General features: G+C 44.6%; 24 protein-coding genes. 11 read left to right on the top strand and 13 right to left on the bottom strand.

The genetic code is table 11. The annotated features are described in order from the left end of the window. Positions 1 to 60: 60 nt before the first annotated feature. Positions 61 to 1,506 (bottom strand): circularly permuted type 2 ATP-grasp protein, encoded by a 1,446-nt coding sequence (locus RIE73_RS24510; protein WP_446403667.1) that lies wholly within the window; start codon positions 1,504 to 1,506, stop codon positions 61 to 63. A 330-nt stretch (positions 1,507 to 1,836) separates the two neighbouring features. Next, positions 1,837 to 4,335 carry a PhoD-like phosphatase gene (locus tag RIE73_RS24505; protein WP_446403666.1) on the bottom strand — a complete coding sequence of 833 codons (2,499 nt, stop codon included), beginning with the start codon at positions 4,333 to 4,335 and terminating at the stop codon, positions 1,837 to 1,839. Between the two features lie 62 nt (positions 4,336 to 4,397). Here RIE73_RS24505 and lepB point away from each other — a divergent pair, with 62 nt between their 5' ends. The 4 genes from lepB to RIE73_RS24485 all read left to right on the top strand — a co-directional run bounded on the left by lepB (position 4,398) and on the right by RIE73_RS24485 (position 7,854). Beyond that, positions 4,398 to 5,537, top strand: a complete 1,140-nt coding sequence (lepB, locus tag RIE73_RS24500; protein ID WP_446403665.1) for a signal peptidase I — start codon at positions 4,398 to 4,400, stop codon at positions 5,535 to 5,537. Positions 5,538 to 5,615: 78 nt separating this feature from the next. Beyond that, positions 5,616 to 6,344, top strand: a complete 729-nt coding sequence (locus RIE73_RS24495; protein WP_446403664.1) for a Crp/Fnr family transcriptional regulator — start codon at positions 5,616 to 5,618, stop codon at positions 6,342 to 6,344. 301 nt (positions 6,345 to 6,645) lie between these two features. Beyond that, on the top strand, positions 6,646 to 7,059 hold the full coding sequence (locus tag RIE73_RS24490; RefSeq protein WP_446403663.1) for a response regulator: 414 nt from the start codon (positions 6,646 to 6,648) through the stop codon (positions 7,057 to 7,059). Positions 7,060 to 7,323: 264 nt separating this feature from the next. Then, the gene (locus tag RIE73_RS24485) at positions 7,324 to 7,854 is read left to right on the top strand and encodes a shikimate kinase (protein ID WP_446403662.1); all 531 of its coding nucleotides are present in this window, start codon (positions 7,324 to 7,326) and stop codon (positions 7,852 to 7,854) included. A gap of 113 nt (positions 7,855 to 7,967) precedes the next feature. Here the strand turns inward: RIE73_RS24485 and RIE73_RS24480 are convergent, their stop codons facing one another. Further along, complete coding sequence (locus tag RIE73_RS24480; protein ID WP_446403661.1) at positions 7,968 to 8,987, bottom strand: AI-2E family transporter; 1,020 nt, start codon at positions 8,985 to 8,987, stop codon at positions 7,968 to 7,970. Positions 8,988 to 9,348: 361 nt separating this feature from the next. Between RIE73_RS24480 and RIE73_RS24475 the strand changes: the two genes are divergently transcribed. The 4 genes from RIE73_RS24475 to RIE73_RS24460 all read left to right on the top strand — a co-directional run bounded on the left by RIE73_RS24475 (position 9,349) and on the right by RIE73_RS24460 (position 11,909). After that, positions 9,349 to 9,735: a hypothetical protein gene (locus RIE73_RS24475; RefSeq protein WP_446403660.1), complete on the top strand. Its 387-nt coding sequence runs from the start codon at positions 9,349 to 9,351 to the stop codon at positions 9,733 to 9,735. 268 nt (positions 9,736 to 10,003) lie between these two features. Beyond that, on the top strand, positions 10,004 to 10,876 hold the full coding sequence (locus RIE73_RS24470; RefSeq protein ID WP_446403659.1) for an inositol monophosphatase family protein: 873 nt from the start codon (positions 10,004 to 10,006) through the stop codon (positions 10,874 to 10,876). A gap of 455 nt (positions 10,877 to 11,331) precedes the next feature. After that, a complete protein-coding gene (locus tag RIE73_RS24465; protein WP_446396697.1) occupies positions 11,332 to 11,559 on the top strand; it encodes a DUF2281 domain-containing protein in 228 nt (75 codons plus the stop codon). An 11-nt stretch (positions 11,560 to 11,570) separates the two neighbouring features. Next, on the top strand, positions 11,571 to 11,909 hold the full coding sequence (locus tag RIE73_RS24460) for a type II toxin-antitoxin system VapC family toxin (RefSeq protein WP_446403658.1): 339 nt from the start codon (positions 11,571 to 11,573) through the stop codon (positions 11,907 to 11,909). On the opposite strand, the gene RIE73_RS24455 is transcribed toward RIE73_RS24460, so the two are convergent. Next, positions 11,886 to 12,230, bottom strand: coding sequence for a hypothetical protein (locus tag RIE73_RS24455; RefSeq protein WP_446403657.1), 345 nt, complete (start codon positions 12,228 to 12,230; stop codon positions 11,886 to 11,888). The two genes, RIE73_RS24460 and RIE73_RS24455, sit on opposite strands and share 24 nt — an antisense overlap. Then, a complete protein-coding gene (locus tag RIE73_RS24450; RefSeq protein WP_446356551.1) occupies positions 12,227 to 12,562 on the bottom strand; it encodes a DUF5674 family protein in 336 nt (111 codons plus the stop codon). Before RIE73_RS24450 ends, RIE73_RS24455 begins: the two co-directional genes overlap by 4 nt. Positions 12,563 to 12,656: 94 nt before the next feature. On the opposite strand from RIE73_RS24450, the gene ilvA reads away from it, so the two are divergent. Beyond that, positions 12,657 to 14,168, top strand: a complete 1,512-nt coding sequence (gene ilvA, locus RIE73_RS24445; RefSeq protein WP_446403656.1) for a threonine ammonia-lyase, biosynthetic — start codon at positions 12,657 to 12,659, stop codon at positions 14,166 to 14,168. Between the two features lie 229 nt (positions 14,169 to 14,397). Here ilvA and RIE73_RS24440 read toward each other — a convergent pair whose 3' ends face one another. The 3 genes from RIE73_RS24440 to RIE73_RS24430 form a co-directional block, all read right to left on the bottom strand. Further along, a complete protein-coding gene (locus RIE73_RS24440; RefSeq protein ID WP_446403674.1) occupies positions 14,398 to 14,904 on the bottom strand; it encodes a Uma2 family endonuclease in 507 nt (168 codons plus the stop codon). A 166-nt stretch (positions 14,905 to 15,070) separates the two neighbouring features. Then, complete coding sequence (locus tag RIE73_RS24435) at positions 15,071 to 15,724, bottom strand: glutathione S-transferase family protein (RefSeq protein ID WP_446403655.1); 654 nt, start codon at positions 15,722 to 15,724, stop codon at positions 15,071 to 15,073. 34 nt (positions 15,725 to 15,758) lie between these two features. Next, positions 15,759 to 16,013, bottom strand: coding sequence for a P-loop NTPase fold protein (locus RIE73_RS24430; protein ID WP_446403654.1), 255 nt, complete (start codon positions 16,011 to 16,013; stop codon positions 15,759 to 15,761). Between the two features lie 525 nt (positions 16,014 to 16,538). Here RIE73_RS24430 and RIE73_RS24425 point away from each other — a divergent pair. After that, positions 16,539 to 17,615, top strand: a complete 1,077-nt coding sequence (locus tag RIE73_RS24425) for a fatty acid desaturase (protein ID WP_446403653.1) — start codon at positions 16,539 to 16,541, stop codon at positions 17,613 to 17,615. A gap of 147 nt (positions 17,616 to 17,762) precedes the next feature. Here the strand turns inward: RIE73_RS24425 and RIE73_RS24420 are convergent, their stop codons facing one another. The 5 genes from RIE73_RS24420 to RIE73_RS24400 form a co-directional block, all read right to left on the bottom strand. Then, positions 17,763 to 18,440, bottom strand: coding sequence for a DUF928 domain-containing protein (locus tag RIE73_RS24420; RefSeq protein ID WP_446403652.1), 678 nt, complete (start codon positions 18,438 to 18,440; stop codon positions 17,763 to 17,765). 163 nt (positions 18,441 to 18,603) lie between these two features. Then, on the bottom strand, positions 18,604 to 21,015 hold the full coding sequence (locus RIE73_RS24415; RefSeq protein ID WP_446403651.1) for a CHASE2 domain-containing protein: 2,412 nt from the start codon (positions 21,013 to 21,015) through the stop codon (positions 18,604 to 18,606). Between the two features lie 94 nt (positions 21,016 to 21,109). Then, positions 21,110 to 21,511 (bottom strand): HNH endonuclease, encoded by a 402-nt coding sequence (locus tag RIE73_RS24410; RefSeq protein ID WP_446403650.1) that lies wholly within the window; start codon positions 21,509 to 21,511, stop codon positions 21,110 to 21,112. Beyond that, positions 21,508 to 21,855 carry a hypothetical protein gene (locus RIE73_RS24405; RefSeq protein WP_446403649.1) on the bottom strand — a complete coding sequence of 116 codons (348 nt, stop codon included), beginning with the start codon at positions 21,853 to 21,855 and terminating at the stop codon, positions 21,508 to 21,510. The genes RIE73_RS24410 and RIE73_RS24405 overlap by 4 nt, the downstream gene beginning before the upstream one ends. 85 nt (positions 21,856 to 21,940) lie before the next feature. Continuing rightward, complete coding sequence (locus tag RIE73_RS24400) at positions 21,941 to 22,900, bottom strand: DUF1822 family protein (protein WP_446403648.1); 960 nt, start codon at positions 22,898 to 22,900, stop codon at positions 21,941 to 21,943. Between the two features lie 238 nt (positions 22,901 to 23,138). On the opposite strand from RIE73_RS24400, the gene RIE73_RS24395 reads away from it, so the two are divergent. Beyond that, positions 23,139 to 23,400, top strand: a 262-nt coding sequence (locus RIE73_RS24395) for a hypothetical protein (protein ID WP_446403647.1), incomplete at its 3' end; no start/stop codon positions are given.

Below are 23,400 nucleotides of genomic sequence, written 5' to 3'. Positions count from 1 at the left end.
TTCGTCATACTCGCTCCCGAAAAGAAGCAAGCTACGTCATTCGTCCTTTGCCCGATTGGTTTAGGAGTGGTTAAGTACCCAGGTATCCTTACTTCCGCCCCCTTGAGATGAATTCACCACCAGAGAACCCTTTCTCAACGCCACACGGGTTAATCCACCGGGATGAACATAAATGTCGTCTCCCCGATGCAAAATATAAGGGCGCAAATCGACATGTCGTCCTTCTACCTGATGATCAATCAAGGTTGGCACTCGCGACAAGCAAAGGATAGGTTGGGCGATATAATTGCGAGGATTGGCTTTAATCCGTTCCGCGAACTCCGCCCGTTCTACCTCAGTGGAACTCGAACCCACTAACATACCATACCCCCCCGACTCATTGGCAGACTTAACCACGACTTTCTCTAAATTATTCAAAACATAGTTTCGGTCTTGTTCTTGCCAACATAAATAGGTGGGAACATTGGATAAGATTGGTTCTTCTCCCAGGTAATAGCGAATCATTTCGGGGACATAAGCATAGACAACCTTATCATCGGCTACACCTGTTCCGGGTGCATTGGCTAAGGCGACTCTACCTTGGCGATACACCTCCATCAGTCCAGGTACCCCTAAGAGGGAATCCGGACGAAAGACTTGGGGATCTAAAAAGTCATCATCGACACGACGATACACCACATCCACTCGCCGCAATCCTTTCGTCGTCCGCATTTGTAAATAGCCATCCACGACGACTAAATCCCGACCTTCGACCAATTCTACACCCATTTGCTGGGCTAAAAAGGAATGTTCAAAGTAGGCGGAGTTGTAAATACCGGGAGTAAGGACAACTACAGTGGGATCAGGAAGTTGAGGTGGTGCTAAATTGAGCAGCGTTTCTAGCAAATGGCTAGGATAGTCATCCACGGGTTGAATTGCCAGGGTTTGGAAGATTGCCGGGAATGTACTTTTCATCACCCGCCGATTTTCCAGGACGTAGGAGATGCCCGAAGGTACACGCAGGTTATCTTCCAGAACATACCACTGACCTTCGCGATCGCGCACTAAATCGGTTCCAGTAATATGACACCAGACATCGCTTGGGGGGTTTAAGCCGACGCAAGGCTTGAGAAATCCCGTTGCCGAAAACACAACTTCGGGGGGGATTTTGCCATCGTTGAGAATACGCTGTTCCCCATACATATCGTTGAGGAAGAGGTTCAGCGCTTGAATCCGCTGTTTGAGTCCTTTCTCTAAGGTTTGCCATTCCTGAGCCGAGATAATCCGGGGAATGATATCAAAAGGGAACACCCGTTCGATGCCCTGATTATCACTGTAGACGCTAAAGGTTACGCCTAACTTGAGCAGAGCAACTTGAGCCGTTTCCCGGTGTCGCTGGAGTTCATCAGGGCGCAGTCCCTGCATCCACTTAATCAGGGCAGCGGCTGATGGTCGTGGCTGCCCTTTGGCTGAAAACAGCTCATCATAGAAGTCTTCTGGATTGTAGAGATCCCATTGTACTGCCACGTTTACTACACCCCTCCTCCTTGATGTACACCCTACGTATTCCAAGATTGGTCTAAATTGGATCTAGAACTGTAGTGAATATTACCGTTTGCCGAGAGTGCAGGCAAAGATGTCCTCGGAAATATAGCACTACGAGGTACGGAAAGGACATCAGTTAGTCCAAGAGGGAACAGGGAACAGGCAATAGGCAATGGGCAATGGGCAATGGGTAAGGTAGAGTTTTGAGTTAACCTCCCCTATCTCCCCCAGCTCCCAGACGTGCCATGCTCCCAGACGTGCCATGGCACGTCTCTACATTGCTTCCCCTTCCTCTTTCTTATGCGTTCTGCCTTAACTTTTAATGGTTGGCAATGGAGGTGGCGACTCTAACTGTAGTGGCGCAAAATATCGACTCTTAACTACACTCGTTGGCTTCCAAGGTGGATGCCAATATATCTCTTGAATCACGGCTTTATTCTCATCCGGTGACCATTGAAAACTGACAACACTGATGTTATTACAGCCGACAATTTCGTCACCTTCTTGTAACCAGCGATTTCGCCATAACCACGATAGAGAACCGACTAAAAGCTTTCGCCATAAGGGTGACTTCTGGTGTGATTCTGGCTGAGGATGTCGCTTCAGCCAAGGAACAGATTCCGCTTTTTGACGTTTACTCCACTCTGTCCGATACCGCCAGTCGGGTTGCGATCGCTCCTCCTTGAGGGCGACTTGCCACGCGATGTCCCAATTACCTTGAGCAACCTGGATTTGCTGCCAAAAGGGTCCTTGACTGGGGACTGGCACATCTTGAATTTTCACCTTACCGGGAGTGGCGATAATTTCCACCAGTGGCGGCGGTGTCTGCCATCCCACCCAATATTCCGGTTGTTCTAATGCCAGTGACTTAACTTTGGTATGAACTAAATAGGTCTTCAACTCAGCATTTTTGATTGAACTGGAGGTTAACTGTACCAACACCGATGCTGAGTCATGATTGTCTCTCTCTTCAGTTTCCCAGACGTAGCCTGCTGCGTGTCTCTGGAGTTCCCCACGCAGATTTGACCAATAGTTGAGGCGAACCACGTAGCCATAGTGAATATCCCCCGACAGCAACACGATGCGATCGCGTCGCTGAAATAGGGCGGTTAATAGCTTACTAAAGGCGACATCGTGAAAGTTCCACGAATCCCCCACATCTGTACCAAATACTTTACCCTGATGCCAATGCCACTGTTGGGCGATATCCACTAATGACGCATGGATCAGGTTGGTCGGTAAAACCATTAATGTGGCTTCAATCCTCGACTTGCCCGCCGCTTTTAGCTGATCGGTTGCTTCTAGGGGATCTTCAATCTGCTGGTCAAAAGCTGTCGGGGATAATAGCATCGGCGGCGCGATCGCCTGATCCTCTCCCATGGGAAAACCGCGCCACGTCCGCGTATCTAAGACGATAACTTCGTGCTTAAAACTTCTAACGCTATAGTGCCAGGTTAAAGTGGGAGTACCATCGGAATTATTCCGATTCAGAATTAAAACCGCTCCATCCTGTTTCAATTTCGGCAATCCTGTTTCGGCTTCAATGTCAGGCACTCCCAAACATTTCCCCATCGTTTCCCAGGCGGATGCATCTGTCCCGGCTGATTCTGACCATTGTTGCAACGCTTGCAAGAATTTGTCTCCCGGTTGCCCAGAGGTAAACTGTTCCGGTGTATTTCCCCACGCCTGACACAAGGCATAAGCTAATAGTCCATTTTGGACGATCTGTCTGCCCAGAGGTTTACCCAAAACCCGGTTACACCACTCCCGATTCAAATACCAATCATCGCTAATATCGTGGTCATCAAAAACCATATAGGTTGGCACATTCGCTAGCGATCGCCTGACTTGCCACAAATAGCTAGCAAAGTCCTGAATGGCATCAACTTCCTCATCCCATGATTTCGGCTTTTTCCCCCTTGTCTTGCCTTTGGTAAAGGGATTCACCCACAGGATTGGCGACCAAGACAACAGATACATCGCCAAATATTCACCCAGACTAAACAGATGGCTTTTGGCGCGTTGGGGTTGATTATCCAGCATCGCGGTTAAGCCAGCATAATTTTGGGCAATTTCTGTGCGCTGTCCCGGTTTCCATTCACTCACTTTTTTCCAGGAATACCCCTTGACAAAATCACCTTTATAGGGCAATTCTTCCTGCCAACCGAGTAACGTAGTCCCGATATCGCTGAGGGCGGCTAACAGGGGATCAGCGACATCATCGGCGTAAATTTGGTCTCCGGTTAAAAAGAGTTGATGAGGTCGATGATTGGGTTGATCGGCTGACTGTTCGATTAAACCATCTAGCAGAGGCAGGGCATCTAGTCCATTCCCGTGGGCTTTGCGACAGGAACCGTGAACGATCCGCAGATAATTTAAGTCATCCGGCGGCATGGCAAATGTGGGCAAATTGTGGTCTAAATAGCTAACGGTGATCAAGGGAAAAACGTCTCTGGCGTTGAGGGCATCGTTGAGGGTTTGATGGCGATCGCCAAATTCCAAATCGTAGGCATAAATTTGTCCCGGTTCCAGTAAGTCGCCCTCAATGGGTTTGGCAGTTACAGCGACAATATGCAGGTATTTGCCAACAGCTACAGTGGCGCGTGATCCAGCCAGCCGTTCTCGATCAAGAGTTTTACCCTGACCTGCGATCGTGGTATACACTCGAAGCGTGACTAAACTCGGCGCTTTCAATGCCAGCCAAACCGTGACGCCATCAGGCTCAGTACGCCGCAAGATGGGACCTGCCAAAATGAGCGGCAGGTGTGTCAGTTGTTGCTCAAAGTCGCTGTAGGCGTCGAGTAAAGGCATTGCATTGATGAGTAGATGTGTTGATTAGCCCGTTGAGTTCAAATCGTTCATTATCATCCATTATGTCAGACATTAAAAATAGTATCGCAGCGACTTGTTTAGGATTGGGCTTATTCTGGGCAAATACTTTACCATCCTTGGCTGATTCTCCTGAGCTATTACCGACTAAAGTCGAATGTATCAACGTCTTCGGATCAATTTTGGCAGGATTGTTATCTACAAGAGAAATGGAAACTCTTCCCTTATCTTTATCGAGATGTACTGAAGTAATTGAAACCCGTTATATGGCAAGTGGTTCAATGGAGCCAACCTTGCCCATTGATGTTCACATCTTAGTGGATAAAACAGCTTATAGATCTCAGCCTCCTCAACGGAGTGATATTATTTTATTTCAGCCCACTCCAACGCTTAGGGAACTGGATTTTACCGACCCTTTTCTCCATCGCGTGATTGGCTTGCCCGGAGAAACCGTAGAAGTAAAAGATGGTTTAGTTTATATCAATGGTCAATCCTTGTTAGAAGAGTATATCAAAGAAGCCCCTGAGTATCACTATGGACCTGTTGTCGTTCCTGATAATCATTATCTCGTCCTCGGAGATAATCGCAATAACTCTTATGACAGTCATTATTGGGGATTTGTCAACCAGGAATTAATCATTGGTCAAGCCATAGCGATCATCTATCCAGCCGAGCATCAACAAGTCTTAGATAATACCACTTCTTTAGATGAAGAAACAAAGGCATCAGTGTTCAGACTCATGGAAAACTTATCCTCTTTGTATGAGATATATTCATCTGAAGGAATAGAGACCCCTGAATCGCAGGAAGCGGAAGGCAAGATGTATGTTGGTTCAATGAATCGAGCGCAACAGGGATTTTACCTTGAGCATGGATACTTTAGTTCTGATTTGAGTGAACTAGATCTGGGCATTGACTCAGAAACGGAAAACTATAGTTACACTATTATCGCTACTGACGACAAACAAATTATTCAAAATACTGGAATCGCTAAAACTCCGGAGATAAAAAGCTACGTGGGTATCGTATGGGTTGGTAAATATGATGATACAAATGAACAGACTACACGGGCGATACTCTGTGAAAGCGATCGCCCAACCACCACCCCACCGCCCAAAGCCATGTTGCCCGTAGATGAAACGCAAGAGCCAACTTGCCCTCCTGGTTATTCAAGTATTGAATAATGAGTGATTAGGTAGATTTAATGGTATAAGTAAATGTTGATAACTTCGCGATAAATTACTTAAGAATACTCAACTAAAATGCCGTTTTCAAATAACAACAATTCTGTCATTAATCAACTGCTGACGGCTCTACCCAATCAGGAATACCAGCGCATTGTTCCTTATCTAGAAGAAGAATCTCTGCCATTAGGACAAATTCTTTATCAACCTGGAGAACCGATTCTCCATGTCTATTTTCCCAATCGGGCAATGGTTTCTTTAGTCACCCTCTTGACAAACGGTTCAACAACTGAAGTTGGCATGGTAGGGAAGGAGGGAATGGTTGGTATTCCTGTATTTCTGGCGGATGGGATAGCAATCAACCAAGCCGTTGTGCAACTCGAAGGGACAGCGATGAAAATGGATGCCTCGATTCTGAAAAGCGAGTTTGATCGAGGGGGTAGATTGCAACAATTGCTCCTTTTCTACACCCAAACCCTATTAAATCAGGTAAGTCAAACGGCGGCTTGCAATCGCCAGCATCGGCTAGAACAAAGGCTGGCTCGTTGGTTACTTTCCGCTCAGGATAGTATTTCTGGCTCTGAGTTGCGACTCACTCAAGAATTTCTGGGCAATATGCTGGGAACCCGTCGGGCTACGGTGACAGTGGCGGCGGGCAAGCTTCAGGAAACAGGTGCAATTCGCTCTCACCGAGGAAAAATTACCATTCTCAATCGGGAACTGTTGGAAACTCTAGCGTGTGAATGTTACAGGGTTGTCAAACACGAGTGCGATCGCTTACTTTATCCGAAAAATAGCGATCGGTGATTTGTCTTATGTCTTATGTCTTATGTCTTATGTGATAATTGAACGGTTAGGGCGGGGCGGGTTTAGTTATATCAGGGTGAAAACGAAACGTTAGTGGTAAAACCCGCCCCTACAAAAGATGTTTCCCCAGCTCCCAGACGTAGCATGCTACGTCTCTACATTGCTTCCCCAGCCCTACCTCTGTACGCTACCGTACCGACGAATACTCTTCATTGTGTAATGCTTGAACAGCAAAAGGTCTAACTCAATCTGTGCCAGCGTAGGCGATCGCTGTTGAATCAACAAAAGCTAAGCGACACCAATGAACCATAATTTCAAAAATAGGCGGATTCTGGCTGTAGATCAAAATGCCGATTCCAGAGAATTACTCAGCATCATTTTTGAGCAAGAAGAAGCCAATGTTCTGACTGTGACTAGCGCTAGGGAAGCTTTAGAGGTATTTGAGGACTTTGAACCGGATATTCTACTATGTGAGCTACTTCTGCCGGGAGAAGATGGTTATTGGCTGATCCGTCAAATCAGAAGCCTTGAGACAAAACGAGGGTATCATGTTGCCGCGATCGCGGTGACGGTAGCAGCGACTGAGCCAGAGCGCCAACTCGCCCTAGCCGCAGGGTTTGACAGCCATATTGCCAAACCGCTCAAGGTTGATGATTTATTAGCGATCGCGGCTATCCTTGAGCAGGGTAAATTTTATCCCCAATTGGCACAATAACCGAAGACACCTTGAAATTGTAAGTAGTCGGACAAAAGAAAACAGTACCATACTAAGTTTTGTAAATAAACCTCAAACCCTTACTGTTCCCTGTTCCCTGTTCCCTGTTCCCTGTTCCCTGTTCCCTGTTCCCTGTTCCCTGTTCCCTGTTCCCTGTTCCCTAATCTCAACCGTTCACGTTAATTGTGTCCACCTACTTATAGTGTTCAATCAGGTAGAATGTAACTCGTCTTAACCAGGAGATGAGAGAGCAACGCTTTGGTGATGAACGATTTATTAAAAGGCATCAATGTCTACCTGATTGGCATGATGGGTGTCGGTAAAACTACCGTAGGGCAACAATTGGCAAAAGAACTCGGCTACCGTTTTGTAGACACAGATGTCCTGATTGAACAAGTAGCAGGACAAACCATTAACCAAATTTTTGCCGATAGTGGCGAGGACGAATTTCGCCAGTTAGAATCTCAAATTTTGTCCGAAGTATCGGCTTACACGAAGTTAACGGTTGCCACAGGGGGTGGCATTGTACTCAAACAGATGAATTGGAGTTATCTACACCAAGGTTTAATTGTCTGGTTAGATGCACCTGTTCCTCTATTGATACAGCGTCTGCAAGACGATACCACACGCCCATTATTGCAAACAGCCGATCCAGCAGCAGCACTGCAAAATTTACTTGACAAACGGCGTCATTTGTATGCAGAAGCTGATCTCCACATTCCCATTAATGCCAGCGATACACCGGAAGTTATTACATCACAGATAATAGCGGCAATTCCTGCGGTACTCAAATAAAATTAAAGGAGTAGGTTGGGTCGAGGAACGAGACCCAACAAACAAAAACTCGATGTAAAACTGTTGGTTTGCACTTCGTTTAACCCAACCGACAAAAAATCATAACGAATCAACTATTCCCATTTATTTAGGATATCTTTGATTAAAACTTCTTTTAAGCAAACCTGAGCCACGACAACAATAGGAAGCGCCAGAAATAAACCAAATATCCCGAAAAATATAGCAAAAGCCATTTGAGACAATAACGTAACCGCTGGCAGCAAAGACACCTGTTTTTGCATAACCAGCGGGGTTAAAATATTACTTTCAATTTGCTGAATTATTACATACAAAACCACCACAGCTAAAGCTTTCCAAGGCGTATCAAGTAAAGCCAATGCCACAGGCGGAATTACACTTAAAGTCGGACCCAAATTGGGGATAAACGTGAATATACCCGCTAACAAACCATTCGCCAGTGGCAATTGTACCTGCAAAATCCATAACCCAAGCCCACTCAATATAGCAATTACTGTCATGTTAAAGAGAATACCGACTGCCCAACCTCCCAGAGTATCTTCACATTCATCGAGAATCTCCTGCATTCGGCGGCGATAAAAGGCAGGAAATAGAAGGATAAAACCTTTGCGGTAGGGTTCGGGATTGGCGAGTAACATAATGGTTACAACCACAACTAACAACATGTTCAAGACTACGCCAATTGAACTATAGAATATATCAAAAAAGTTGCCAAATAGTTTGGTTGCCCATGAGCGCAGATTTTGGGTAAAGACTTTCAATCCGCCAATATCCTCTAAAAGTCCATCGGGAACTAAATTTCTCACCCAGTTTGCCCATTCAGGAATTTGTTGTAATCCAATTGGAACTAAATCAATTAATTGCTGAACTTGATCAACAAATGGTGGTACAACCAGGACAAAAAAACCAATCATTAATCCGAGGCAAAAACCTACGGATATAATAATAGCGAAACTGCGTTTGAGCCGAAAGCGTAGCAGAAATCGCACCATTCGGTTAAGTGTAGTCGCAAAAACTACGGCAGCAAAGCCAAGCAAAATGACGGTTTTAATTTTCCACAGAATGTAAACCGAGATGATCAATAAGAACAATCCCAGTAATGAACCTATACGCACAAAGTTGCCTCCAGTCAAAGGTTAGATTAACCAAATTTATTTAGCGCAAGTCGGTTGAAACTAAATAGAATCCTTTTTCAGTCGTCTTTAGAGGACTTGAGCTTTTAGCCAGAGACTTGAATCTCTGGCGGGAACTCTTGGTATTTAACCAAGGATTCTAATAAATTACCCTAAATAGGGCAGAAGCGCTATATTGCTTCTTTTACCCAGAAGGAGAGATGCTTACCTCTGAGAGTTGTGGTAGCATCCCGATATTGGTGGTAGAAATGCCAGTATTGCTCAAACTCTAACTTTCCATAGACGATAAACTTGCCTCAGTATGCTTTGCTAAGGTATAACCGTTTATCAATAATAATGCTTTATGACATCCACTTCACTAACCGAACCAGCAATTGCTACTTTGGTACTGACAAACGCTGTCGAAAAAACAGGTCAACCAATCGCAGGACAGTTGCTTGAACAACGTCACAACTTATGGCATCTACTTCAAGATAGATTTCCCACAACGGCAACTGAGATTGAACTAACTGAGCAACAGCCCTTAAATGGCAATCAAGCGGCTCGCATCGCCAAACATATCGAAGAAGTCGCTCAAACAGACTCAGAGGTGGCTCAAAGCGTTCAAGCTATAGCAGATACCGTACAGTCTCAACCAAAGAGCCTGGATAAATTTACGAAGGTAGCTCAAGAAATTAAGATGGGAGTACAGGAACAGATTGCTAATAAAACAAATTTAGATTTATCCTAATACTCTTATTCCTTAATTTCTAGTGAGTCCACGTTATCGTTAGCGTTGGGAAACGTTGGCGCTGCGAGTGAAGTATCGTCCTTGGCGGTGAGTGAGGTATCTCAGATCCCCGACTTCTCAGAGAAGTCGGGGATCTTGCTTAGATATACTATAAAGGTGACATGCTCCCGTTGATTATCTTTGAGTATAGAGGAACACAAATGTAGTCCCCCAACAACTTCTTTGATAGAACTAGACAATAATGATAATTATTTGTGGACAGTGACTCATGTTAAAAACACCAACCCCTCGTCTGATTCTGGACACCTTATTTCCTCATCTCAAAGTCGCCGCAGCTTATGCTCGTCAAATTCAATCCCAGATTACCGCACGCCCCGATAAAGATAGACAGGATAACTTCTTTGCGGCGGCGCTGAGTGATGCTGATCTTTCGATTCAGACGATGGTGGAAGTGGCGCTGTTAGGTACATTTCCCCAGATTCGCTTTTATGGAGAAGAGTATGAGGACTCCTATAATACAAAGTATTTCCGGGCGATTGATCTGGGTGAGAAAGATGATTATTTAGTCACTCTTGATCCCATTGATGGAACTCAGTTTTATTTGGATGGACACTCGAATTACCACATTATCCTCACTGTGCTAAATTGGGATGAGTTTGAAGCCGCGATCGCGATTTCTCCAGCCCAGAATACCTATTACTATGCTTTACGCGGTGAAGGTGCTTTTCAGGGGACACTAGAGGATGAATTACAAGCCAGTCGTCCCTTAAAAATTGGTGCAACGAATCGGACAATTCTTTTGGGATGGGGAATGGAGTCACTCGCTCCGAAACTAAGAGAAGATTATCAGGTAATCGACATTGCCAACTCCTACTCAAAGGAACAACAAATCCCCAATGTGAATGGCATGTTGAGTGGTGAGTTAGCCGGTGCCGTACTCCGAGTCGGTAAATTTATTGATGGTGCTGCTTTAGCATTTTTGGCGCAAGAAGCAGGTTGTATTGTCACTACATGGGAGGGAACTCCTCCACCACCTCTCTATGCTTGTGAAGACTATCAACGCCCTGGACTAATTGTGGCTACCTCTGTTGATGTGCATCAAGATTTGCTCAAGGTTGTGCAAGAAGTGATGGGAACATGAGTAGGGACACGACGTGTCGTGCCCCTACAAATGGTGTTTCAACTTCTCAATTAGTAGCAAGTCTTGTAGGATAAGGTGTGTAGGCTGAGTTCGTAGTAGGCACTTTAGTGCCAGAGGCGCTAAAGCGCTTACTACAAACTCTAAATTCAGTGATATTGCTCTAAATTGAATTGCACTCGTTCAGCACGTCAAGCCGATGACACCATAAAAAGTTATCCTAAAAGAGTAGTGGTTTCTATATTTAAACTATGAGTGTTCTCATCTCACCCCTCTATAACTACGATATTGAAGACTTCGAGCTAGATCTAAAAAACCTGCGGGAATTGGATCGGCTGTGATAGTTATTAGTGATACTTCCGTCTTGACAAACTTAGAGATGTGGAATGTGGGATAAAATAATATTGATCGCCTAATTGGGTGGTTAATAAACTGCCCCAACCCGGAGAATTGTGAAAATGTCTGCAAGAGAACAACTTATTCAGGAAATTGCTCAAGCTCCAGATTTTTTAGTTGAGGAAGTTTTAGATTTTTTACTGTTTACTAAATCTCGTAAAAGTCCGACCAAATTTCATGACAAGCAAAAACAAATCCGTCCATTTGCCCTTTGTGCAGGAGAGTTTACAGTCCCCCCAGAATTTAACGATCCATTGCCTGATGAGATTCTTCGTGATTTTGAAGGCTAATTGTTCAAACAATGAAATTATTGTTAGATACTCACATTTTCCTCTGGTTTATCAGTGGTAGTCCTCAGCTATCAGCCACCTTTCGTGATACCATTCAAAATCCTAACAATGATGTTTATCTGAGTGTTGTCTCGTTATGGGAGTGTATCATCAAGTATCAACTCGGCAAACTCTTACTCCCAGAGTCTCCTGAAATTTATTTGCCCAAGCAACGGGAACGACACCAGATTGATAGCCTTGCTGTTGATGAGGCAAGTGTGGTTCAGTTGATCAACTTACCCTCACTACACCGCGATCCATTTGACCGATTACTGATCTGTCAGGCTTTACAGCAAACCAGACATTTCTAACACACGATCTGACCAAATTTTAGCTTGTTCGGCAACGTTCATCCGTTGTCCATCATCTGCCCAAATATTTGACCAGCCGAATTGCCAACGAGCCAGTTGTACTTGTAACTCAACTAAATCCGCAGCCTTTTCTATTCCAGCATCCATTGCTGTCCACTCGATGAAGAACTTGCTTTCTCTCATCAGATATTCGACAGTGTTACTACTAGCTCCACGCTGAACAAGAGATTTGATTCGAGCTAAGTTAGCAGCTAACCCACCTAAACGAGCTGACAAATCATCTTTTAGATACCGTTCGCGTAAAGCATTCCAGTCTTTCATACCCCTCCTAATAAGTTTTGAACAATTTGGGCAACCTGTTCCCGAATTTCAGGATTGAGAATTTCCATTGAACGATTATTTTGCCTCGGACGGATGTTGATCAGGGATTCGTATGTCACAGTTTGGGTATCTGGATACCAATCGGCTCCCCAGATATCTGCCTGCTGACTGCCATCTTCAAGCAATGCTGTTTCGCAATCTGCATGGAACTCTCCACCACCAGCGAGAATAGCACGCCGAATATCTACTGCCAACTTAATGTAAACACTCAGGGTTTCAAGCATTTCATCGATTTGCGCTTTCGTGGCGCGAGTACGGATGATGTGAATCATGCAAAATCCTTCTGAGTAAGCAGATCCATAGTTTATCAGGGAATTAGTAAAGTACAATTTTCGTTACATCCTGCATCTGCCACCCGGTTTACCCATGCTTTGTGACTACCTGGTACAAATCCTTACCGCCCGCGTCTACGATGTTGCCCAAGAAACCCCGCTAGAATACGCCCCCAATCTATCCACCCGCCTGAATAACAAACTCCTACTCAAACGGGAGGATATGCAATCCGTCTTTTCCTTCAAACTGCGCGGGGCGTATAACAAAATGGTACAACTCCCCCCCGATATGCTGGCACAGGGCGTCATTGCAGCATCGGCGGGAAACCATGCCCAAGGCGTCGCCTTGGCTGCGCGTCAGCTAGGCACCCAAGCGATTATCGTTATGCCCGTAACCACTCCCCAAGTTAAAATCAACGCCGTTAAAGCCCGTGGGGGAGAGGTGGTTTTGCAGGGAGAAACTTATGATGAAGCCTACGCCTTTGCCCGGAAACTGGAAGCCGAAAAAGGGTTAACCTTTATTCATCCCTTTGATGATCCCGATGTGATTGCCGGACAAGGTACGATTGGCATGGAAATTCTGCGCCAATATCAGCAACCTATCCATGCTATTTTTGTGGCAATTGGCGGAGGTGGATTAATCTCTGGAATTGCCGCGTATGTAAAACGGTTGTATCCTCACATTAAAATAATTGGCGTTGAACCCGTGGATGCGGATGCCATGTATCAATCTCTGAACGCCGGGAAACGGGTGCGATTGCCCCAGGTGGGTTTATTTGCCGATGGGGTGGCGGTGCGAGAAGTGGGGGAAGAAACCTTTCGCCTATGTCAACAATATGTGGATGAGATTATTCTGGTGGATACCGATGCCACCTGTGCCGCGATTAAAGATGTTTTCGAGGATACACGCTCTATTTTAGAACCTGCTGGGGCATTAGCGATCGCAGCGGCTAAAACTTATGTTGAACGTGAGCAAATTCAGGAACAAACCTTAGTTGCCGTTGCTTGCGGTGCTAATATGAACTTTGACCGTCTTCGCTTTGTGGCAGAACGGGCAGAGTTTGGTGAACGTCGCGAAGCCATTTTTGCGGTGACAATTCCCGAACAACCGGGGAGTTTGCGTCAGTTTTGTGAATGCTTAGGTAAACGAAATCTAACCGAATTTAATTATCGCATCTCTGCTGAAAACGAGGCACATATTTTTGTTGGTGTTCAAATTGCCAACCGCAGCGACGCCGCCAAGATGATAGAAGCATTTGAAGGGTGTGGATTCAAAACCGTAGATTTAACCGATGATGAACTGACAAAAATGCACCTACGGCACATGGTAGGCGGACATTCTCCCTTAGCGGATCATGAATTACTTTACCGCTTTGAGTTTCCTGAACGTCCGGGTGCTTTAATGAAGTTTGTTGGTTCCATGAGTCCTAATTGGAATATTAGCCTATTTCACTACCGGAATAATGGGGCAGATTATGGGCGCATTGTCGTGGGAATGCAGGTTCCGCCGCACGAGATGGAGGAATGGCAAGGGTTTCTGGATACTTTGGGTTATCGCTATTGGGATGAAAACCAGAATCCGGCGTATAAGCTGTTTTTGGGATAGTTATAGCGCTACGCGCTAGGGAATAGGGAATAGGCAATAGGCAATAGTGAAGACAAAAGCTTACCTTACAAGGAATTGACCCTTCGACTTCGCTCAGGGTCAAAGCGATTTGAATTGTTCTTCATTTGTCCTAACCTTAGTGCGTAGTTCTATATGACTAAAGATGTTGGGTTTCGGCGCGTCAACCCAACCTACAGGGATAGGCGATTCTACTGATTACCATAAACCATTAATTGGGCATAAAATCGTCGAGTTTTAGTTGTAAGTTGGGCAAGAGGTAAGATGTAATTGTATCTCCCAAGCGATATTTTTGCTGCTGATATGTCCGCCGAATGAGTTGGCATACTGTAAAAGTCGGTTGTTTGGGGTTGCCAATGAATTGCCAACCGCCTAAACCGCGAAAGTCTACAATCCAGAATTCGGAAATGCCTAGAACTGCATACTCTTCTACTTTTCTGGCATAGTCATCTTGCCAGTTGGTGCTAACAACTTCGGCAACGAGTTTGATGGTTTTGCCATTACAAATAATTGGCTCTTTTTGCCAAAGCGGTTCGTTGCTGAGTTCGGCTTTGTCTAAAACGATGACATCAGGGCGTAGTGCTGTCGCTTCAGCCGCTAGGGGTTTAATTAAACAACTTTTGGGAATTAGCGAGTTTAACTGATTACCAATCATTTCGGCATAGATTCTACCAGCAATAGTCCCAGCAACTTCTTCATGAGAACCCGTTGGTTCCATCACCTTTTTTATTCACATTTTATACCAGTGTCAACAATCAGCCAGGGATTCAAATCCCTGGCTCAAAGCTCAAGTCAGCTAAAGCTGACTGGATAAGAGTTTTAGTCCATTTTAATGGACTTTAGCTTTTAGCCCGGAGTTTGAACTCCGGGCTCCGGGTTCTGAATCATCGCTTCTCTAAAATGGCTCGCATATTTGGAATAGCAGCTGCAATCATTTCCGGTTTCACAGATGTCTGTTGCCAACTTTCTCGCTGCTCAAGCTGCTGTGACCATGTTTTTATGGATGGGTAATTGTCTAGAGATAAACCGAATTGAGGTAAGGAGGGAACCAATGTTCCCGCTACAATATCCGCTAGGGTAATTTGATTGTTTACAAAGTAAGACTGTCCCGCTAAAATATTTTCATAAAATTTGATGATCGTCGTTATGCGTTGCCGAGCATTGTCAATTTGATCAGGATTAACTTCCAGTCCAACTAATTGTTTCGTTAACGGAATCATCAGCGGCTGAAGTTCATTTACGGCGATCATTTCTACCATGCGAACCGTTGCGATCGCGTCAATTTCATTAGGCATCAATGATGGTGTTGGATACTTCGCCTCTAAATAGTCCAAAATGGCTAACGATTCAACAATCCGAAATCCGTTATCGATGACGACAGGAATTCGCTGAAGCGGGTTAATAGCGGTGAAATCCTCACTCAGATGATCTCCATCTAAATTCACCAAAATTGGCTCAAAGGGAATTTGTTTTTCCAGTAATGTCACCCAAACGCGGCGAGGATTAACAGAAATTGGATTGTAGTAGAACTTTAGCATTAGAGTAATTGTTGGGATTTTCAACAATCATAACCTATTTTGTTGTGGTTTTTATTGCTTCTTTAAAAATATTTCCTGTTATTGCCATTCCCTTGGACGATAGCACAGGATGTAGTTGCTGAAAGAAAGCATCTTCTATCTCAGAAAAGGTAGTCATTCCGTAAAGACTAACATACAAGCATTTCTGCTTATTTGCTTTTCGCTTTTCGTAGTACTTTTTGATAAACCATGTTTTCCCCGCTCCCCATTGCCCTTTGAGTAAAACAGCAAACAGAAAGTTTGCTCTCATTCTAGCAATTTCACTCGTCAGATGTCATTCATATTTAATTGAAATAGAGTTGGGCGCGATCGCACAAGCATGAAGGAATAGCAAGGGTTCCTGAATGCGCTGGGTTATAGCTATAGAATTGTGTTGGTTGTGAATCATGAGATATTGGGTTGAGGTTGCTTAAACCAACATATCTAGTTATAGTGTTAGAGCTAAGTCTGATTGACTACTGAATACATATTTATAGTATTGTGTCAACTACGTTTTACACTGACTGATACTATAGGATATCGCTATGGGGATCAAACGCAACATCTGGCATAAACGCTATTTTGGTGCTAATGGGATGAGCCGCGAAGCGATCGCGTAGTTATTGACTGGCAAACAACTGATCCACTAATTTCAGATTTATTTGAACAACTAACGTCATAAAAGGTTACAATCAAACTTGTGTAATTCAAGCCTATATTTACCCGGTTCACCTGGCATATTGTGTATGACAGGTGGTTGACTAAATGTAGGTTTTCCAATTAAATTAGAAGTTTCGTGCAATCAAACACAGTTCTCAAGCCGACAACAATTACAGCCCCATCCATTCGGAAAGAAGAGTTACCCTTTACTCTTCAAGACTTGAAAGCGGCAATTCCTGCCTATTGTTTTGAACCTTCTGTCTGGAAGTCTCTCAGTTATTTCTTTCTAGACATTGGCATCATCGCTGGATTTTATGCCATCGCCTATAAACTAGATTCCTGGTTCTTTTTCCCCATCTTTTGGGTACTGCAAGGAACCATGTTTTGGGCGTTGTTTGTGGTGGGTCATGACTGCGGTCATGGCTCTTTCTCTAAGATGAAATGGTTGAATAATCTGATTGGACATCTGTGTCATATTCCCATCCTGGTTCCCTTCCATGGGTGGCGCATCAGTCACAGAACTCACCATGCCAATACGGGTAGCCTGGAAACCGATGAAAGTTGGTATCCAGTATCTCAGACTAAGTATGAACAAATGCCGTGGTATGAAAAGCTATTCCGCTATAATTTACCATTGCTAGCTTATCCCATCTATCTATTTAAGCGATCGCCTGATCGCGAAGGGTCTCATTTTACGCCTGATAGTCCGTTATTCCGTCCCTCAGAAAAATGGGATATTGTCACCAGTTCAGTTCTCTGGGTGCTAATGGTTACCTTTTTAGGTGGACTGACGTTTCAGTTCGGTTGGTTATTTCTGGTGAAATACTACCTGGTTCCTTATGTGGTGTTTGTAATCTGGCTAGATTTGGTCACGTTTATGCATCACACTGAACCCGATATTCCCTGGTATCGGGGAGATGATTGGTATTTCCTGAAAGGCGCATTATCAACGATTGATCGGGATTACGGCTTTATTAATCCCATTCATCATCATATCGGGACTCATGTGGCGCATCATATTTTCTTGAATATGCCCCACTATCACTTGAAAACGGCAACCGAGGCAATTAAACCCGTGTTAGGCGAGTATTATCGCTGCTCAAATGAGCCAATTTGGAAGAGTTTTATTCGTTCTTACTGGGCTTGTCATTTTGTTGCGGATCAAGGATCTCCCGTTTACTATGAATCACCCAGAAATCCGCGAGCCAACTAAAGGCTAAAATACGGATTCACTCATTTAACCAATCAGGAAATTTTAACGATAGAGAAGATTAACAACGTAATTGTTATCTTCTCTATTTCCCTGATACGTTACTATAGTATTCCTATTTCACTTTAATTGTGTCCACCTACTTATATGTTAAAAACTGATCGCGTCTAGCCCCAGTAAGCGCAACAGGTTATCCCACTCCTGTTGGTTCTCCCGTCCAGCTAACATATTCAGCGCCTCGTAGGAAAAGCCATTTTGGACATAAAGTATCGCTTGTTCCTCTCGTGTCGCCGCCCCCAACAGTTCCCCTAACTTTGAATCAATATCTTTCCGTTTCACCCAAGCAAACGTCGAATCCTTTTGTGCCGGAGTTGTCGGCGTACAATACACATCAACATGCAAAAACGAACGATACCACTCACCCTTGTCCAACGCCGCCGCTGTCGTCGGAAGCACAATAGAAATAACTCCCGGTATTCCAGTCAGGGATAACGGCATTTCATAGACTGTCTCACCCCGTCGAGTTTGCAGAGAAAACTTAGCTGAACGAATAGACTCCGGTGTATAAGGCACATAAAACCAAAACGTGGGATGTTCTTGAGTCGTAAATCCCCAGCGCAATTGTTGGTCTGAATCCGCCGACTCTTGAGTAACTAAAACCAAAGGCGTCAGAGGTTGCTGGATATCCGGACAAGGACCACGACTTCCGGCGGGAACAGTTCCCTCTGGTGCATCATCCCCAGGATTTGGCGGGGGTTGTTGTGCATAACCTTCTCCTGGGATTGACTGTGCTTGTACTGGCGTTACGCTAATCATCGCAAAACTCATTGCCCAAGCTAGTGCAAAAAGGCAGAAGGCAGGAGGCAGAAGGCGGGAGGCTTTTTGGTTTATGTTAACGGGTAGGTATTTGAAGCCGGGATGTAGTAGTAGTCTATTAAATAATTTTTGTTGGGTCAGCATTGTCTTAAAAATTGACTATTATTCTACTCTTCTACCCTTTTCTCCTAGAATAAACGATCGCGCCGCCACTTGTACCCACTATCGCCAAGGCTGAGGGAACCAGGGGTATCCAAATGCCTTGGGTAAACAGGTAATAACATCCTCCATATAGAATAACCAAAGCCATGGCGCTGGCGATCGCGACATGGATGGGTGAGTTTAACCGCCAAGCCAGTATACCTGCCACACCAGACCAACCCCCAATCCATAAGATATCTCCCCAAGGCGGTAGGATGGTTAACAATGGTCGTCCATCTAAAACCGCACTGAGGATTTGACTCACCATTTGGGCATGGAGAATCACCCCTGGAATTTGTTGAGCCGGGGAATTATCTTGACTATAAGGAGTGAGAAAATAGTCATTGGATTGGGAGTGATGCGCCCCAATCAAAATAATCCGATTTTTCACCAGTTCGGGTTGAACCTTATCCTGGAGAACATCGGTTAGGGTAACAATAGGGGCAATTTTGTCAATCGAACGATAGGAACGGTAATTCAGTAAGATTTGATTTCCCCAGGTATCGGCTTTTTTATACCCTCCCATTGGGGCTTTTAAGCGATAGTTTGTAGTCAGCGCTTTTTTTCTTCTACGAACCCAGATTTCAGGTTGAGTCAACTTAGGGGTAATGCCTTCAGCTTTCAGATAATGAGTCGCTAATTGAAAGCTAAGGGCGTAGGGTGTTGTACAGGGAGACGTCGCCGGAACCCCCATTGATAAAAGATGGCGACGCACAATACCATCGGAATCCGGCAGAACATTGCTAAATCCTAGTCGTTCTCTGGGTATACCTGGTGGAGGTGAAATACTCGAATAGTCATCCCCTGGTATGCCGATATGACAGATAGTAAAAAAACGGTCATCTTGACGCAAATAAGCCTTTAATTGAGCCAGTTTTGGTTGATAATCGGGGGGATCACGAAAAATATCCAAGCCAATAACTCTAGGTTGATAAGCTTCCAGTTTCTGCACCAGTTTATAGAACGCTTCATCGGAAAGTGATCCGCGTCTATTTTCCTGTTCCGGTAACTGCAAATCCTTGTCTGTAATCGTCACCACCAAGAGACGGGAATCGGGTGCTTCATCGGGGCGCGATCGCATAACATAATCATAGGCTTTTAACTCCCAAGGTTGTAGTAGTCCAAGATACCGGGTGACGATAACCAATCCTGTTACCACGACACTTGTCATAAACGCAGGTTTAATGCTTCCCTGATTTCTTCGTTTCCGGGTTTTCTTGTCCTCTTTTCTGCTGCGATCATCCAGCCAATCCTGCCAACTGGGAGGAATCGCCGCCGGATTTTGGCAAATCAAAGGTAACCAACTCGCACCCGGGAAATCATTCTCTAATCCCTGCAATTTTTCCCTGGCTTCACGTACTGCTAAATAAAAGGATTCACCTCTCGAAAAAGCCGTCAGAAACTCTTTTAAAAAGTCCTGTGCCACTTGATCCGGTACAGGTTCCCGCATGACAATCATTTGCGGGATGTGTAAACAGGCGAGTTCTCGTGCTAATCCCAAGCCATCACAAGAGTTAAAAATCGCGATCTTTAAACCCCGAACAATAGATTTACTCAAAGCATTTTTAAGCTGAGATATCGTTAAACTCTCGTTTTGATTAATAAATAATTTGCCAATTTCACCATCAGCTTGGCTAGCACTATGTCCAGCAAAAAACAAAATATCCCAGCCGCGTTCATGCCACAGTTGGGCATTTAATTCTCGGCGGCTAGGTTCGACTAAAAAGGAAATTTCGGCATCTGGCAATTGTTTAAGCAACTGTCGATCCGCTTCAACATCAATCCCCGTGCTATTGCCGAGAATTGCTAAAATTCTAACTCGTTTAGCAGACAACTTATCAGGTGTTTGGCTTTTTTCATAGTTTATGGCACTGACAGCAATTTCGGCGTGAGGATAATCCTGAAAAAAACTCCAGAGATGCCAGGGAATTTTTCTCAGTTGATTATCTTCCGTTTCAATAATCACCCGAATTTCATCGGTATGAGCTAAATAAAGCCGTAATTTCTGGTCGATGGTTCTAAATTCATCCGCGTTAAACCAGGTGTTAATGTGGTTTTGTAATTCCTGACAGACATTATTGAAATCGGCATCGGAAACTTGGGTAATATCACCATCATCAATTTCAAAGTCTTCATCAATGAATGAAGAGTGACGCCCCATCCGATTCTGATAGCGTTCCGGATTTTCTTGCGCTAAGGATTCATAGAGTAACTCGTATAGTAATTGCCAACGGCGGTAAAGTTCGAGAATTGCGGGTGCTGGCGGTAAGCTTCCCGTCAATTGTATTGGGTGAGGATGATCCGTTTCCCGCAGTTGAGCGATAACAACAGGAAAACCGTTGTACAAGTCACCATGTCCCAGGTTTAAGACAACTAGCTTACTCATTTCCCTCAGAAATAATTAAGGTAGAAGGGTTGTAGGGGCGGGTTTTACCGATAACGTTTTTGACAAAACCGATAACTGAACTAAACCCGCCCCTCTAGGTAACATCTAATCGCTTGCGTTCACATAACCGCTCATCACTATTCAATTGGAGCAATTTCACCGTTGTTCGTCCTTCCGGTGTTAACCCATTAATTGTTACCTTATCCCCCACAAAATGTTCAAACCATTGCTGTTTACGGGGGTTAAATAGGAAACTAAATTCTCCCGTTTGTGGATCAAAAGAACCCAGGTCAGTTCCTTTATGACGATTACAACGCCAACAGGTAAACGCTAGATTATCGGCATCGGTTTTACCTCCATGTTTTTCGGGAATTACGTGGTCAATTTCATGGGGAAAGAAGGAAACATTATTAGGCAATAAACAATACTCACATCTGTAATTAGCTCGTTCTTCAACCAAGCGACGCAGTGCAGCCGGAATATAGGTACTACTCATATTGTACGAGTCAGATGGGGTAGACTCCCGGCTTTGAGCATCACGATTATATGTTCGATGCGCTCATATTCATCAAGTTCTTGTTGTTCTGAAGGAGTGAGTTCTCCCGCTTTACTGCGTACTAGCAAAGTTTTTAGTCTTGTCTGCATTTCCGGAGTTGGGCGGAAGGCGAGGATTGCTTCTGGCGTGGGTTGGCTTGCCAGGAAATTAAGAATATAGTGATAGATGTGAGCAGGGAGTGGCGGCTGCTGGAGACTGAGTGCTAGCAGTTCAGGTAAGCGATCGCCTACCTGTACCAGTTGCTCTTTTAAGTCGTCTGGGACTTCAAGGGTAATTTTTGCCACGGGGTAGCTTGTATCAAAAACACTTTACTCTAGTTTAGAGCCTGACCCTGCAATTAACCTCTCCATCGGTGCTTTATTGGTTTACTCAAACGCTAAATTCTTCGGTCACGCTCACACCATCCAACACCACTTGGATACTGAAACCTTTCCCATCAGGAACTTTAAAGCGTTTCAGTTGAATGTAGTTATCTTGAGTACGCGATCGCACCTCCTGTATAATGTTCCCAGATTGGGCGCGTAAAATCAACTGGAGATTGGCGGGTAAGTAGGTTTCCCCAGCCGCTGGGTGTAGCTGGATACGGATACCCACCTTGTCATCAGCTTCCTGCATTAAGCCCACCAGCAGCGTCAAGGGTTGAGATTCCAATTCCATTCCTAAATCAATTAGCTTGACACCCTTAACCGATGCTTGTGTCAACTCGGAATTCTTTCTGAATCCCCAGGCTAAATTGCCTGATTCTGTACCGAACAGGCTATCCAGAGATTGCCAACCCGCCTCAAAGAGATTTTCAAACCATTGGCTTAATGTGACTGAAGGTTTGACGGGTTCAGGCTGTTGAATTTGACTCAGATGAGTGAGTACATCTTCGATGGGTTGTAATTGGTGAATATGGACTTCATTGGCTACGGTTTGAGTAAAGCCTAACAATGTGGCTTCTCCGACGGATTCATCAATTTGCACCAGGATATAGCCAATGCGTTCGGCTGATACTTCAGGGGGAATCAAACAGATTTGCTGGTCTTTTTTCAGGGGACGACATTCTAAGCGTCCTTTTCCAGTTACGTCTAAATCGGCGACATCGACACAGAGGCGCATCACGGGATTCCAGCTATCTCCTGCTGTCAAGTCTGTGGCTATTCCCATCATTTGCAAGTAATCATTGACTGCACAAACGGCTAGGGTATTGAGATAAACTTGTTCCTGCTTTTGGGGCGTTGGTTGTTGTGTGGCAAACTGTTGCGCTGTCTTTTTAGCTACCTGAGTAATCGGTATTAATACGAATAGTGATGGGACTATTAGTCCAGAAAAAGCTGGCGATATCATTATTGACTCAAGAGGCGGTATTGTTTCTGCTGGAGAATTACAGGCTAGTTCTGATGGAGATGGAGGGGAGATCACTCTTATCGCTCAAGATACTATTACGACAGGAAACATTTGGTCTGTTTCTTTTTCTGCCAATAGTGGACAGATTCGGCTCATTAGCCATAATGGCGCGATTGATACAACCGCCGGAACTATAGCTTCCTTTTCCAATGATGGAACAGGTGGCGATATTTCATTTATGGCTCAAGAGGGGATCACGACAGGAGATATTAACTCTTTTTCTGTCTCTTCCCATAGTGGTCAGATTAGTCTTACTAGCAATAATGGGAGAATTGATACAACGGCTGGGGAGTTAAATGCCTCTTCAATTGAGGGGAATGGGGGGAATATTTGGCTCAGTGCTAATGGGACGATTAACACCGCCGATATTTTGGCTCCTTCCTTCTCCTCCAATAGTGGTCAAATTCGTCTCATCAGTAACAGTGATGCTATTGACACGA

The sequence above is a fragment of the Coleofasciculus sp. C1-SOL-03 genome (assembly GCF_040220555.1).
In the GTDB taxonomy this organism is placed as follows: domain Bacteria; phylum Cyanobacteriota; class Cyanobacteriia; order Cyanobacteriales; family Coleofasciculaceae; genus Coleofasciculus.
The sequence above is the reverse complement of the archived record's forward strand: the minus strand, read 5'-3'. Positions and strand labels throughout refer to the sequence as shown.